Annotated in this window: 11 protein-coding genes; 6 read left to right on the forward strand and 5 right to left on the reverse strand. The window is 62.9% G+C overall.

Annotated elements, in window-relative coordinates:
- Nucleotides 1–114: 114 nt before the first annotated feature.
- From WJ16_RS18350 to WJ16_RS18360, 3 genes are read left to right on the forward strand one after another with little or no spacing between them, the layout of a single operon-like run.
- Nucleotides 115–1,716 (forward strand): APC family permease, encoded by a 1,602-nt coding sequence (locus WJ16_RS18350; protein ID WP_084636065.1) that lies wholly within the window; start codon nucleotides 115–117, stop codon nucleotides 1,714–1,716.
- Nucleotides 1,717–1,747: 31 nt separating this feature from the next.
- Complete coding sequence (locus WJ16_RS18355; protein WP_084636066.1) at nucleotides 1,748–3,727, forward strand: chloride channel protein; 1,980 nt, start codon at nucleotides 1,748–1,750, stop codon at nucleotides 3,725–3,727.
- Nucleotides 3,711–3,965: a hypothetical protein gene (locus tag WJ16_RS18360; protein WP_069258481.1), complete on the forward strand. Its 255-nt coding sequence runs from the start codon at nucleotides 3,711–3,713 to the stop codon at nucleotides 3,963–3,965. The genes WJ16_RS18355 and WJ16_RS18360 overlap by 17 nt, the downstream gene beginning before the upstream one ends.
- Nucleotides 3,966–4,037: 72 nt before the next feature.
- Here the strand turns inward: WJ16_RS18360 and WJ16_RS33455 are convergent, their stop codons facing one another.
- On the reverse strand, nucleotides 4,038–4,265 hold the full coding sequence (locus WJ16_RS33455; protein WP_208607003.1) for an OmpA family protein: 228 nt from the start codon (nucleotides 4,263–4,265) through the stop codon (nucleotides 4,038–4,040).
- Between the two features lie 213 nt (nucleotides 4,266–4,478).
- On the opposite strand from WJ16_RS33455, the gene WJ16_RS18365 reads away from it, so the two are divergent.
- The 3 genes from WJ16_RS18365 to WJ16_RS18375 are packed head-to-tail and all read left to right on the forward strand — an operon-like array spanning nucleotide 4,479 to nucleotide 7,506.
- A complete protein-coding gene (locus WJ16_RS18365) occupies nucleotides 4,479–5,666 on the forward strand; it encodes an MFS transporter (protein ID WP_069258482.1) in 1,188 nt (395 codons plus the stop codon).
- 57 nt (nucleotides 5,667–5,723) lie between these two features.
- Complete coding sequence (locus tag WJ16_RS18370; RefSeq protein ID WP_069258483.1) at nucleotides 5,724–7,043, forward strand: chloride channel protein; 1,320 nt, start codon at nucleotides 5,724–5,726, stop codon at nucleotides 7,041–7,043.
- A 58-nt stretch (nucleotides 7,044–7,101) separates the two neighbouring features.
- Nucleotides 7,102–7,506, forward strand: coding sequence for a BspC domain-containing protein (locus WJ16_RS18375; protein ID WP_069258484.1), 405 nt, complete (start codon nucleotides 7,102–7,104; stop codon nucleotides 7,504–7,506).
- Between the two features lie 483 nt (nucleotides 7,507–7,989).
- On the opposite strand, the gene WJ16_RS18380 is transcribed toward WJ16_RS18375, so the two are convergent.
- The 4 genes from WJ16_RS18380 to WJ16_RS18395 all read right to left on the reverse strand — a co-directional run bounded on the left by WJ16_RS18380 (nucleotide 7,990) and on the right by WJ16_RS18395 (nucleotide 12,968).
- Nucleotides 7,990–8,841, reverse strand: a complete 852-nt coding sequence (locus tag WJ16_RS18380) for a DJ-1/PfpI family protein (RefSeq protein WP_069258485.1) — start codon at nucleotides 8,839–8,841, stop codon at nucleotides 7,990–7,992.
- Between the two features lie 10 nt (nucleotides 8,842–8,851).
- Complete coding sequence (locus WJ16_RS18385; RefSeq protein WP_157126810.1) at nucleotides 8,852–11,236, reverse strand: TonB-dependent siderophore receptor; 2,385 nt, start codon at nucleotides 11,234–11,236, stop codon at nucleotides 8,852–8,854.
- A 30-nt stretch (nucleotides 11,237–11,266) separates the two neighbouring features.
- On the reverse strand, nucleotides 11,267–11,734 hold the full coding sequence (locus tag WJ16_RS18390; RefSeq protein WP_069258487.1) for a DUF2946 family protein: 468 nt from the start codon (nucleotides 11,732–11,734) through the stop codon (nucleotides 11,267–11,269).
- 172 nt (nucleotides 11,735–11,906) lie between these two features.
- Nucleotides 11,907–12,968: a HoxN/HupN/NixA family nickel/cobalt transporter gene (locus tag WJ16_RS18395; protein WP_069258488.1), complete on the reverse strand. Its 1,062-nt coding sequence runs from the start codon at nucleotides 12,966–12,968 to the stop codon at nucleotides 11,907–11,909.
- Nucleotides 12,969–13,036 lie beyond the last annotated feature (68 nt).

Here is a 13,036-nt window from a genome sequence, read left to right on the forward strand (position 1 = left end):
CGACGTGCGCGGATTCGCCGGGTCGGCCGATATTTGTCGGTCGTCGCGATCACGGCAAGGGCGGGAGAACCAACACACACGCAGCAGGGGGAGGTCGTTTGCAAGGAGCGGCATATGAGCACGACCTCGAGCCTCAATCTGGAAGGCAAGCTCCGGCGTGACGCCGGAATCATCGGGCTGTTGTTCGCCAGCACGACCAGCATGGTCGGTTCCGGCTGGTTGTTCGGCGCCTATCACGCATCGCGCATCGCCGGCCCGCTGAGCATCGGCAGCTGGGTACTCGGCGCGGTCATCATCATGCTGATCGCCCTGTGTTTCGCCGAGCTCGCGGCGCTGTTTCCGCGCAGCGGAGCGCTGGTGCACATGAGCCATGCGAGTCATGGCGCCGGACTGGGCCGCATCTGGTGCGGTCTTCTGTTTCTGGCGTACGTGCCGGTTCCGGCGGTCGAGGCGGAGGCGATCGTCACGTACGCGAACAACTATCTCCCGTGGTTCATCCAGCCCGGAAGCGCGGGTTTGCTGACGGCTGCCGGCTTCGTCGCCTGCGCCGGCCTGCTCGGCGTCATGGCCTTGCTGAACCTGATGGTGATCCGCTGGCTGCTCGGGGTGAACTCGACCATCACGTGGTGGAAGATACTCGTGCCGCTTCTGACGATAGCCGGCCTGCTGGGCGCGAGCACGCACTGGGGCGTCATGCACGCGGCGCCCGGCAGCTACCATGTGTCCGGCATGTTCACCGCGCTGCCGGCCGCCGGCATCGTCTTCAGCTATCTGGGCTTTCGAACGGCGATCGACCTCGGCGGCGAAAGCGCCAATCCGCATCGAAACATTCCGCTGGCCGTGATCGGCGCGGTCCTTCTGGCGGCCGTCATCTACATCCTGTTGCAGGTCGCATTCATCTACGCGCTTGCGCCGGCCGATCTTGCCGCCGGTTGGAACAACCTCAGCTTCAAGGGTGAAATGGGGCCGTTCGCAGGGCTCGCAACGACCCTCGGCATGGGATGGATGGCCACGCTGCTGTACATCGACGCCTACGTGTCGCCAGGGGGCACCGGCCTGATGTACGTCACCGGCGGCTCGCGCATCCTGTTCGCGGCCGGAGAACTGGACGCGGGCCCACGCATGCTGACGCGGTTGAATGCCAACAGGATTCCCTGGGTTGCCGTACTGATCATGTGGGCGGTCGGTGTGCTGTTCCTGATGCCGTTCCCGGCGTGGCAGCAGATGGTGAGCTATATCACGTCGATCACCGTGCTCACGTACGGGCTCGGGCCGATCGCGCTGCTCGTCCTGCGACGCAACATGCCGGAACTGCAGCGGCCGTTCCGCATGAGCGGGGCCGGGTTGATCGCGCCGCTCGCATTCGTGTGCAGCAACCTCGTCATCTACTGGACCGGCTTCAAGACCAACAACTTCCTGTTCTCGCTGGTGGCGGTCGGCTTCGTCCTCTATGCGCTTCACCATCACGTCGTGTTGCGCCGTAGCGCGCGCGACTTCGGCTGGCAGCACATCGCGTGGCTGCTCCCGTGGTTCGGCGGGCTGTGGCTGCTGTCGTGGATGGGCGGAATTGGCGGCGGCCTGGGCGTCATCGGTTTCGGCTGGGACATCCTGCTGGTCGCCGCCTGGAGCGTGGTGGTGCTGGTGCTCGCCATGCGCAATGCGCTCGATGCCGGCGAGACGTCGGACATGATGGGGCGCATGAACGAGACCAGTTGACGGATCGACACACTCGACACAGGCGGGCGTCATGACTTCGGGATCGACAGCGGAAGAGGACGGCGCGGCCGGCGAACTCGCATCGCCTCGCGTGGAAACCGGTCGCGTCCAGCGTTCGACGCCAACGGAAGACGACGCGCAGCCGATCGACATGTATCGCCTGAGTTGCCTGGGGATCGTGGTCGGCGTCGTCACCGGAATCGGCGCCGCGGCATTTCGCGGATTGATCGGTTTCGTGCACAACGCGTTTTTCCTCGGCCGGCTTTCGGCCTCGTACAACGCGAGCGAGTTCACGCCCACTTCCGTATGGGGGGCGTTCGTCATACTCGTGCCGGTTGCCGGTGGCCTGGTTGTGACGTGGCTCGTCTGCACCTTTGCGCCGGAAGCGAAGGGGCACGGCGTGCCCGAGGTGATGGACGCGATCTACTTCAAGCGCGGCGTGATTCGGCCGGTGGTCGCGATCGTGAAATCGCTGGCATCCGCGTTCGCAATCGGCACCGGCGCGGCGGTCGGCAGAGAGGGGCCGATCATCCAGATCGGCTCGGCGCTCGGCTCGACGCTGGGGCAAGCGGTCAGGATGACCGCCGGCCAGCGCATCACGCTCGTCGCGGCAGGCGCGGGCGCCGGGATCGCCGCGACGTTCAATACACCGATCGGCGGCGTCCTGTTCGCGACCGAACTGATGATGCCTGAGATCAGCGTCAACACGTTCCTGCCCGTCGCGCTGGCGACTGGGACCGCAACCTTCGTCGGACGGTTGTTTTTCGGCAGCGCGCCGGCGTTTCTGGTCCCAGCCCAGCTCGGTGCGATTCCCGATCGACCGGGCAGCGTGCTGACGCTGCTGCTGTATGCCGCGCTCGGCATCCTGACCGGCGCGGGCGCGGCGCTACTGACCCACGGGCTTCATTTCGCGGAGGATGTCTTCGAGCGCATTCGGGGCCGCTATGCGCGTCATGCGCTGGGGATGCTGCTCGTCGGGGTGACGATCTATCTGTTGATGCGCTTCGCCGGACATTACTACGTCGAAGGTGTGGGGTATGCCACGATTCAGGCGCTGCTTTACGGGCAGCTCGGCGGCTACCTGTTCCTGATCGTGCTTGCGCTTTGCAAGACGTTCGCTACCTCGATCAGCCTGGGCTCGGGATCTTCCGGCGGCGTCTTTTCGCCGTCGCTGTTCATCGGCGCGGCACTGGGCGCGGCGTTCGCCGCATTCGTCCAGGCCGTACTGCCCGTCGCCCCCGTCAGCGCGCCCGCGTTCGCGATGGTCGGCATGGGCGCGATGGTGGGCGGCGGCACCGGGGCGGCGATGACAGCGGTCGCGATGATCTTCGAGATGACCCGCGATTACGACATCGTGTTGCCCATGATCATCGCCGTGGCGGTCAGCCTTGCGACCCGGCGCCTGCTGTGCCGCGAGAGCATTTATACGCTCAAGCTCGTGCGGCGCGGCCACATGATTCCGAACGCGTTGCATGCCAACATGTTCCTCGTCCAGAACGCGGCACAACTGATGGAAATGGACGTGCTCGTGCAGGACGAGGGCGTACTGTTCCGTGACATTCTGGGAAATCTGGATGGTCCCCCGTTTCGGCACGTGGTCGTCACGCGATCGGGCCGAATCCAAGGTGTGCTTCGCATCAACACCGGGTTGCGCCGCGCCATCTCGCACGATCATCCGTCGGTGACGCTCGGTGCGCTCGCTCAACGCAACTTCATCGTGGTCGCGCCGGGCGAAGCGGCGTTCGACGTGATCAGCAAGCTGCGTCAGAAGCACGCGACCATGGCGGTGGTCGTGACGCGGCCCGACGAAGAGGGCGCGATGGAAGTGGTCGGGGTCATTGCCAAGGAACACATCGCAGACGCGGTGGCGAGCAGTATCAGGATTTTTCCCGAGAACCGGCGCGCTACGGAACGCGGCCGGCCGTCAGGAGCGCCGCATCGTGACAGCCACGCGTCGACTCGGGCCGAAGCGCCTGCCGGCCAGGAGGAGCAGCATGAAACTCGGCGTTGAACTGGCCGTCTTGCGCCGGCGCGTGGCGGTGGCCCTGCATCTGGATGAATGGAAGGAGGTGCTGGCCGGCAACCTGGAAGACCACGCGAGTGGCGATTGCGAGTGGGTCATCGTCTATAGAACGGCGAATGGATACTGTTGCCTTTACCGGGGGAAGCCGGTCGAGTTCGATGAACTCGCCGATGTGCAGTCGTGGTCCGCCGAGATGGATGTCCGGACGTACTTCATCGGCTTGTGACCGCGGCATCGGTGCCTAACCGCTTCTGCCGGTCAATGCGTGGCGGGAGCGGGTACCTGCCACGCCGGCGCTTCAGCGATGAACGATATCCGCGCGACGATTCCGTGCCCGCGACGCGTCGTCGTAGCCCGATGCAACCGGCTTCGCGTTGCCGAAGCTGACTGCGTCGATCGGTGAATCAGGTACGCCGAGCATTTCCAGTGTGCGAAGCACGGCCCGCGACCGATGATAGCGTTTTGTAAATAAACTGAAGGTCGATTCGAGGGATTTCCTGGTCACATGGTCGGTGAATGCCGCCACCGAACCCAGAGCGGGAGAAATGTCACATCGTGACTAGTTGCCATGTTACGATGCGGAAATTCTGCGCAATCGTGAATTCTGATGTGCTCCCTCAGCTCGCGTCACTCGACGTCCGGTCGTCCTCATACGAAAGGCCGGGGCGAGCTTCTTGAACCCGGCTGTCCAGCTGGTTTTTCGTCCGTTGTTGGATCTGTTCGGTAAATCGCGTCAACGATGTCCCAGTCGTCCACCGTGTCTTCCCGCATGACCACGCCCGAATTGCGCGCGACCGCGTCGCTCGCGGCGATCTTCGCGCTGCGCATGCTCGGCCTGTTCATGATCATGCCGGTGTTCTCGGTCTACGCGAAAACCATTCCGGGCGGCGACAACGTGCTGCTCGTCGGTATCGCACTCGGGGCCTACGGCGTCACGCAGTCGCTGTTCTACATCTTCTACGGCTGGGCGTCCGACAAGTTCGGCCGCAAGCCGGTGATCGCCACGGGCCTCGTGATCTTCGCGTTCGGCAGCTTCGTCGCCGCGTTCGCGCACGACATCACGTGGATCATCGTCGGCCGCGTGATCCAGGGGATGGGCGCGGTGTCGTCCGCGGTGCTCGCGTTCATCGCCGATCTCACGTCCGAGCAGAACCGCACGAAGGCGATGGCGATGGTCGGCGGCTCGATCGGCGTGTCGTTCGCGGTGGCGATCGTCGGCGCGCCGATCGTGTTCCACTGGGTCGGGATGAGCGGGCTGTTCGCGATCGTCGGCGTGCTGTCGATCGTCGCGATCGGCGTCGTGCTGTGGATCGTGCCCGACGCGGCGAAGCCCGTGCACGTGCCCGCGCCGTTCGCGGAAGTGCTGCACAACGTCGAGCTGCTGCGCCTGAACTTCGGCGTGCTGGTGCTGCACGCGACGCAGACGGCGCTGTTCCTCGTCGTGCCGCGCCTGCTGGTCGACGGCGGCCTGCCGGTCGCCGCGCACTGGAAGGTCTACCTGCCGGTGATGGGGCTCGCGTTCGTGATGATGGTCCCGGCGATCATCGTCGCGGAAAAACGGGGCAAGATGAAGCCGGTGCTGCTCGGCGGCATCCTGGCTATCCTGATCGGCCAATTGCTGCTGGGCAGCGCGCCGCATACCATCCTGATTGTGGCGGCGATTCTGTTCGTCTACTTCCTCGGGTTCAACATCCTGGAAGCGTCGCAGCCGTCGCTCGTGTCGAAGCTCGCGCCCGGTTCGCGCAAGGGGGCGGCCACGGGCGTCTACAACACCACGCAGTCGATCGGGCTCGCGCTCGGCGGCATCGTGGGCGGCTGGCTGCTGAAGCAGGGCGGTCCGAACATGGTGTTTCTGATCTGTGCCGGCGTGGTTGCGGTATGGCTCGCGATCGCATTCGGCATGAAGCCGCCGGCGCGGCGAACCTGAACGATCCGGACATCGTTTTACAATGAACAAGACTGACGAGTGGTTGGGGGGAGACCGATGATCCGCATTTCCGCGCTCGCTGATCGCCGCGCGCTGCTGCATGCGCGGCGTCTGTGGCTTCACTATGGCGTGTTCTGGCTGGGTGCGGTGGCTGTCGGCCTCGTGGCGGTGCTTTACGCGAAGCTGATCGATTTCGGCTACGCGGTGTTTCTGGGCTATGCCGCCCGACACGCGTGGCTGCCGCTGATCGTCACGCCGCTGATCGGTGCGGTGACGGTCTGGCTCACGCGAAGATTCTTCGATGGAGCGGAGGGGAGCGGAATTCCCCAGGTGATTGCGATGCTGCATGCCCCGGGCAACACCGGCGCGCGGCTGCTCAAGTTGAGGATCCTGGTCGGGAAGATCCTTGTCTCGTTCCTGGCCATTCTCGGCGGGTTCACGATCGGTCGCGAAGGCCCGACGATTCACGTCGGTGCCGCACTCATGTTCAACCTGCGGAAGTTTTATCCCCAGCGGTTTCGTGCGATTCGCCCGGGCGTCCTCGAGCACCGGCTGGCGCTCGCGGGCGCGGCGGCAGGCCTTTCCGCTGCGTTCAATGCACCGCTCGCGGGTGTCGTGTTCGCCATCGAGGAGCTCACGCGAAGTTTCGAGCAACGCACGAGTGGTGTGCTGATCACCGCGATCATCTTCGCCGGTATCGTATCGCTCGGCATTCAGGGTAACTACGTTTATTTCGGCACGATCGATGTCGGAGCGCACTTGCCTGAGTCGCTGGCGCTCGCGGTCGTTCTCATCGGTGTGCTCGCGGGCGTCATGGGCGGAATCTTCTGCTGGCTGTTACTCAACACGCGACGCTGGATGCCGCAACGGCTTCAGGATTTTCGTGCCGGTCGGCCGGTGCTGTTCGGCGCGGCGTGCGGGCTGGTCGTCGCGGTCGTCGGTGTCGCGACGCACGGCCATACGTTCGGCAGCGGATACGCGGAAGCCCGCGGCATGCTCGAGAGCCACACGGACGTGAGCGTCCTGTACCCGGTGTTCAAGATGGTTTCGATGATCGGCTCGTACCTGCCCGGCGCGCCGGGCGGCTTGTTTGCCCCGTCGCTTGCGATCGGTGCGGGGATCGGCAACACGCTGCATATCCTGTTCTCGGGCATGCAGTTGCAAATGCTGATCGCACTCGGGATGGTCGGCTATCTGGCCGCGGTCACGCAGAGCCCGATCACGGCGTTCGTGATCGTGATCGAGATGATCAACGGCCACGCGCTGGTCATCTCGCTGATGGCCACTGCGCTGATCGCCAGCCGCGTGTCGCGATTCTTTGCGCCGCCGCTGTACGAAGCATTGTCGACACGCTATTTCCCCGCGGACCACCGATGACCTTTTGCGGGCATGGTTCCGGGGCATCGAAGATCATTCACTGCATTCGTCTCGACTCATGAAGGGCCTGCTGATTTTTCTTGCCACGTTGCTGCTGCTGTTTGCGTCTGTCGCGCGCTTGCGCGCCGACGACGCGATTCCCGAGGATTACCGCTACCTGGCACGGATGAACGTTCGTCCGATCGTCATCAATTGCGTCGCGGAAATCGACCGATGGATTCGGACGTCGTCGAAGTACGACATGTTTCTCGCGCCTGACGTCCGGTTACTGAGAGCCAAGGTTCGTGCTTTTCGCGGGATGGAGGATCGTTCCAACAGCGAGCCGATGGTCGATTCCACGGTGGCCGTTCGTGCTTCAGCGCGCCTGCGGCCTCGTGGCGCGTGGATCCCCGTAATTGCGAAGTGCAAAGTCTGGCGTGCACACGTGGTGAGCGTCTTGCTGAAACCGTCGGATTTGCGGTGACGGATTCATTGCCCGGAGCTGCAACCGTTGCCCGGGCGATGATGAGCACTGGTGCCTCGGTGCAGCTATGCGTTTTTCGTTTCCCGCTTGGACGATGGGAACGTGATCTCGCTGGCATCCGATACGCAAGAGTGGGATGCGGTGATCAAAGGGGTGTCCTTGATTTCAATGCAATTCACCGGTTAGGGCGATTCATACTGCACGCGTGGTCGTGGCATGGCCCCAATAAATATTGCTTTAAGATCAAAAGGTTGCTGTATTGGTGCGAAGCTGGCGGCGCTTGATCGCCTTTTTCACGCCAAGCAGCGCGATAACCCGTTCAGTTATTGCGGCAGGCCAACGATCGCCGGCCGCTCGGGACATGCCGGGGCGGTCTATCTAGACTGGCATTTCGAAAATGGGCGAGCTAAACCAGCCGGAGGACTGGGCGGCGGACCGGCGTGCTGCGCACGGCCCGCGCAGTTTGCGGCGCTGTTCGTCGATTTACTCGTCAAGCTTTCGTATGGTGCGCAGTGGATGAGCTTTAGCCGCGGCGAGCGTCTCGGCCTGTTTCGTGAAGCCGGCCAACAAGTCCTCCATTGCCTTCACAACGGCCGGTGGCGCGGTTTTCAGCGAGCCGGCGTTGAAAGGCGGCTCTGGATCGTATTCACTGACCAACTGCGTACATTCGGCATACGTTCGGTCACGCAGCTCGGCCAGCATCATCAGCCCAAAATCCAGCCCGGCCGTCACACCCGCGCCCGTCACTCGATTGCGGTCGCGCACCACACGCGCTTCGGTCGGGATCGCGCCGTATTCGGCCAGTACATGGCGCACCGACCAATGCGAGGTTGCCTTATACCCCTTCAGCAATCCGGCGGCGCCGAGGATCAACGATCCCGAACAGACGCTCGTCACGTATTTCGCACGCGCACCGCGATCGCGCATGAAGGCAAGCGTGGCCGGATCGCTGGCCGCAGCCAGGGTGCCGTCGGTGCCTCCGGGCGTAAACAGCACGGTCAGCTCGCGCGGGCAGGTGTCGAAGGTCGCTGTCGGCACGATCGTCACACCAGCATCGCTCGTCACGGGTTCGAGCGTCTTCGCCACGAGATGGATCTTCGCGCCCATCAGCGCGCCGAACATGCTTTGCGGGCCGATCAGGTCCATCACGGTCATGCCCGGGTACATCAGCATGGCGATCTGTTCGTTGCCCTCCCAGTGCACCTTGTTCATCTCGGGGCCCATGTCGGGCATCGTCATCGTATGCTCGGATTGCGTAGACCGGGCGGCGGCATCCATTGCGAATGGCGCGAGCAGCGTCATGAGCACGATATTCCGGCGGTTAATGTCTGTCATATCGGTTTCCTCAGATGCTTGCCTTAAGTGTCAGGTAGACGGAACGCGGTTGAACCGGCATGACTACCGGGAAAGAGAGATATTCATATGGCGCGTACACATGACGGTTGGCCAAGTTCACGGCCGATACGCCGATCGTATAGCGCCCGAAGCTGTATTCCGCTTGTGCGTCGAACAATGCGTAGCCGGGTACGGAGACGGTGTTCGGCAACGTCACCTCGCGGGCGCCGAATGCGGTTATGCCGGCACCGAACGACAGGCCACGCGCGGTACTGTTCAGGAAGCGATAACGCAGCGCGATACGCCCGCTCTGCTTCGGCACGCGCGCAAGCGTGTCTCCGACCGGGATCGCATTGTCTTCGGTCACCGTGGCGCGCGTGTAGGCGTAGGTCATCAGCATCGAAAACGCAGATGTGGGTTCCCAGACCAGGTCGGTCTCGAATCCGCGTGCACGCTGCTGGCCCGCCTGAATCGAGTAGAGGGGATTGTTCGGATCGGGGGTGGCGACATTTTGCCGGGTCTGCTGAAACACGGCGAGCGTGCCGGACAGGCCGATGTCGGTCCGCGCCAGTTTCAGCCCGGCCTCGACGTTGCGGGAGGTTTCCGGTTTCGGTGAACCGAGCCCGACGTAGCCGAATGCAGCCCGGAAGGCCGTCGAATACGCGGCGTAGACGGCTACGCCCTGCGTCAGATCGAAACTCGCGCCGATGCGCGGCGAGACGTGATGGTAGGTATCGTTGGTGCCCTGTTCCGCTTCGTGAAATCTGAGTTGCGTGATGCGCAGCGAGCCGGTCAGATGAAACCGGCCGTAGGTAGCCTGATCCTGCACATAGGCGGCGATCGTCTGATAGCGGTCGGTCTGCGTCAACGTGAGCGGGGCGAGTGCGCCGAATGCGAGATCGTAGGCAGGTTGTGCGAGATTCTGCGAGCCGACCGGCACGCCCGTGAAGCCCATGTCCGACGAAAAATCGGTGTGGTCGTAGTTGATGCCGACGAGTAGTTCATGGCGCCCGCCCAGCGCATTGACCTTCGTCTGCAGATTGGCATCGAGGGTCGCTTCGCTGGTGCTCGTCTGCATGTTGAGCGGCAGGATCGGGTACGTGGTCGGTGTGGCCGGATCGGGCGCGTAGAGGCTCGGGTAGACGAAGCTGCCATATTCGGGAATGCTGTTGTGGTAGTAGCGTCCGCTGACACTCAGCTTCAGGTTGTCATTGAACTCGTGTTGAAGCTGGACCGTTGCGAGCTGACTGTCGAATGAGGTTCGCTGCTGCCCGATCGGTGCACCCGGGAACGCGTAGCGATCGAGTTGGCCGGCCAGAGCCTGCGACGCCGGCAAGCCCGAGTATTCGAGCTGGCTGCTATGGTTAAACTGCCCTTGTACGAGCAGGGTGGTGCGCGGGTCGAGCTTGAACAGCACGCTCGGCTTGATCGACCACTTGTCGCTCTTGACCTGATCGATCCAGCTTCCGGCGTGCTCGTACTCGCCGGCGATGCGTGCGTCGATTGAAGACGTTAGCGCGCCCGTCAGGTCGAAATACGGATTGACGGTGCCATAACTTCCCGTGCGCATTGCCACGTAACCGCTGCGCTTGGTCTGCGGTAGTTCCGACTGGATATTGATCAGGCCGCCCAACGGGGAGCCAAGCCCGCCACCATACAAAGTCGACGATGGCCCTTTGAGTACGTCGATCTGCTGGATGCCGACGAGGCTAGCGGGGCTGTTAGCAGCACTCATGCCGTACATAGGCAAACCATCAAGGTAGATCTCGGCGGGGAAGCCGCGCACGATATTTGCGGTCAGACCATTTTCCGCAGGTTGGCTCGGCATCACGCCCGACACGTTGGCAAGTGCGTCGGCCAGCGTGCGGGCGTCCTGTTCCTCGATCAGTTTTCGCGGCACCACCTGCACCGATTGCGGCACGTTGATCAGGGGCGTATCGGTGCGCGTCACGGATTCGCTGTCGAGTGCCGTATCCGTCGTTGTGAAGCGGTAACGATGGCTTGTGACGCTGATCGCAGGTAACTTGATGTCGGCCGGCGGTCCAGACTGGATGTCGATCTGCGCACCGACAGCGGGTATTGGCTGTTGGGGCAATGGCGATGAATTCGAGGCGATGGATTGTGCATGCCCCGCGAGCGAGAAAGCTGCCAGCGAGGCGGTCGTGACCAATTTCAGATCTAGCATGATAGGAACGTGTGCGCGTGCTCTGGCGATTGCCGACATGTAGCTGGAAGTCGCTGGGATGTCGATTGCCATGCACATGTGAACCTCCCGCGCAATCACGAGCGACGCAAGTTGACGAGCGAGGAGGAACGACAAATCGACTCGCGCCTTGTTGGTCGCGCGAGGTGATTTGGAATGGACGAACTGAAACGTCGCGCGAATGCGCGACATTGCAGAACGTTCACGGATCGAATGATTCGACTAGGAAAGCGCAGTGAAGGGCGGTGCACGAGCGCCGAACGGGCCGTACGTCGGCGTAACTGCAGGACAGGCGTCGTCAGCCGGGCGTGGGGCCCGCGTGCTGGCGATACTTTGCAGCCAGTACGCGGTGACGAGCACGGTGACGGCGATGCTCATGGCGAGCGTCGCACTGAAAGGGCAGATATCGCCAGAATGAGAATGGTCCGCGTGCGAATCGGCACTCCCGAGCGCATTGGTCAGGTCGGACACTGCCACCGTTGCCGTAGGGGCGGCACGCATTGCCACGGTTTCGTCAAACAGTGCTCCGTGGCCGCTACAGATCACGAGATCGCCAAGGTTCGCACTGGTGCTCGGGGAGAGCATCAGACCGGGCGGGAGTAGCAGGCGGAACGCGACGACCAGCAGTAGCAACGAGGCAACGGCGGGATTCGTCAAACGCTGCGCAAGCAGTCGACGTAAGCGGATCATGGCGCCCGTATTGTAGTCGCTTCACAAGCGATCCGAAATACACCGGACCGACCGTCCTGTTTCGTCGTCTGATGCACCAGTGTCCGATGGTGGATGTCGGGCGGCTTGTCGGAGAGCTACAAGAAACGTGTCGAGTCAGGGCGGACAATATCCGCCCGCGACCGTCGTCAGATCACATGCGTGTGTTCAACAACGTTTCGTCAAAACGCTTTACTCGATAGATCACGATCGACGCGATCCAGCTTACTGCGAAGATGGCAATGATGATGTAACCGAGCATGCCGAAGTTATCGTTGAGCGTGCCGATCGCGTCCCACGGCGCGCCCTTCAGGTCAAGCTGATCGGCGAGTAGGCCGAGCGCCTCGATTCCGCCGATCACCAGCGCGACAACGATCGACACCAGCGTGATCGTCATGTTGTAGTAGATCTTGCGCAGCGGCTTCTGGTAAGCCCAGCCGTAAGCGCCGAGCATCAGGTGGCCGTCGAGCGTATCGACGAGCGACATGCCTGCGCTGAACAGTACGGGAAAGACCATGATGGCCCAAGGAGACAGGCCCTTCGCCGCCTGTGTCGCGGCGATGCCGAGCAGGCTGATCTCGGTCGCCGTGTCGAAACCGAGGCCGAACAGGAAGCCGACCGGATACATGTGCCAGCTGCGCGTCACGAGCCGGAACAGCGGGCGGAACAACCGCGCGAGGAAGCCGCGATCGCCGAGGAGCATGTCGAAATCGTCGTCGACGTATGCGCCGCCACTGCGGACGTGACGCCAGGCGCGGTAGATGCCGCGCAGGATCATGAAGTTCATCAGCGCGAGTGCGAACAGGAAAAACGCCGAGACGGCCGTGCCGATAATGCCGCCGATCGCCTTGAAATTGTCGAAGCGGCTCTGTATGGCCGTGGTCGCGAGCGCGACCGCAATGGATGCGAGCACGACGACGGTCGAATGGCCGAGCGAGAAGAAGAACCCGACCGCGACCGGTCGCTTCTTTTCCTGCATCAACTTGCGCGTGACGTTGTCGATTGCGGCGATATGGTCGGCGTCGACCGCATGGCGGAGCCCGAAGCCGTATGCGAGCATCGCGGTGCCGAGCAGGACCGGATAGGCATGGAACGCCACCAGCGCCCATCCCCAGGCAAGCACGTTGATGGCGATCAGCACGCCATAGATGCCCAGCAACTTCCGCTGTACGCTGGCGCTCGAGTCGTTGAAAATCTGAGTGAATCGGTCAAGCATCGAGAATCTCCCGGAAAGCACGCGTTCCGAATAGTGAAGGGGCAGGTGCATAACGAGGTCTGGCTTCG

It is taken from the genome of Burkholderia metallica (assembly GCF_001718555.1).
Lineage (GTDB): Bacteria > Pseudomonadota > Gammaproteobacteria > Burkholderiales > Burkholderiaceae > Burkholderia > Burkholderia metallica.

What these genes read in the sequence shown, in the direction of transcription:
- WJ16_RS18350 (WP_084636065.1), top strand. Translation starts at nt 115, where the DNA reads ATGAGCACGACCTCGAGCCTCAATCTGGAAGGCAAGCTCCGGCGTGAC.
- WJ16_RS18355 (WP_084636066.1), top strand. Translation starts at nt 1,748, where the DNA reads ATGACTTCGGGATCGACAGCGGAAGAGGACGGCGCGGCCGGCGAACTC.
- WJ16_RS18360 (WP_069258481.1), top strand. Translation starts at nt 3,711, where the DNA reads ATGAAACTCGGCGTTGAACTGGCCGTCTTGCGCCGGCGCGTGGCGGTG.
- WJ16_RS18365 (WP_069258482.1), top strand. Translation starts at nt 4,479, where the DNA reads ATGTCCCAGTCGTCCACCGTGTCTTCCCGCATGACCACGCCCGAATTG.
- WJ16_RS18370 (WP_069258483.1), top strand. Translation starts at nt 5,724, where the DNA reads ATGATCCGCATTTCCGCGCTCGCTGATCGCCGCGCGCTGCTGCATGCG.
- WJ16_RS18375 (WP_069258484.1), top strand. Translation starts at nt 7,102, where the DNA reads ATGAAGGGCCTGCTGATTTTTCTTGCCACGTTGCTGCTGCTGTTTGCG.
- WJ16_RS18380 (WP_069258485.1), bottom strand. Translation starts at nt 8,841, where the DNA reads ATGACAGACATTAACCGCCGGAATATCGTGCTCATGACGCTGCTCGCG.
- WJ16_RS18385 (WP_157126810.1), bottom strand. Translation starts at nt 11,236, where the DNA reads ATGTCGCGCATTCGCGCGACGTTTCAGTTCGTCCATTCCAAATCACCT.
- WJ16_RS18390 (WP_069258487.1), bottom strand. Translation starts at nt 11,734, where the DNA reads ATGATCCGCTTACGTCGACTGCTTGCGCAGCGTTTGACGAATCCCGCC.
- WJ16_RS18395 (WP_069258488.1), bottom strand. Translation starts at nt 12,968, where the DNA reads ATGCTTGACCGATTCACTCAGATTTTCAACGACTCGAGCGCCAGCGTA.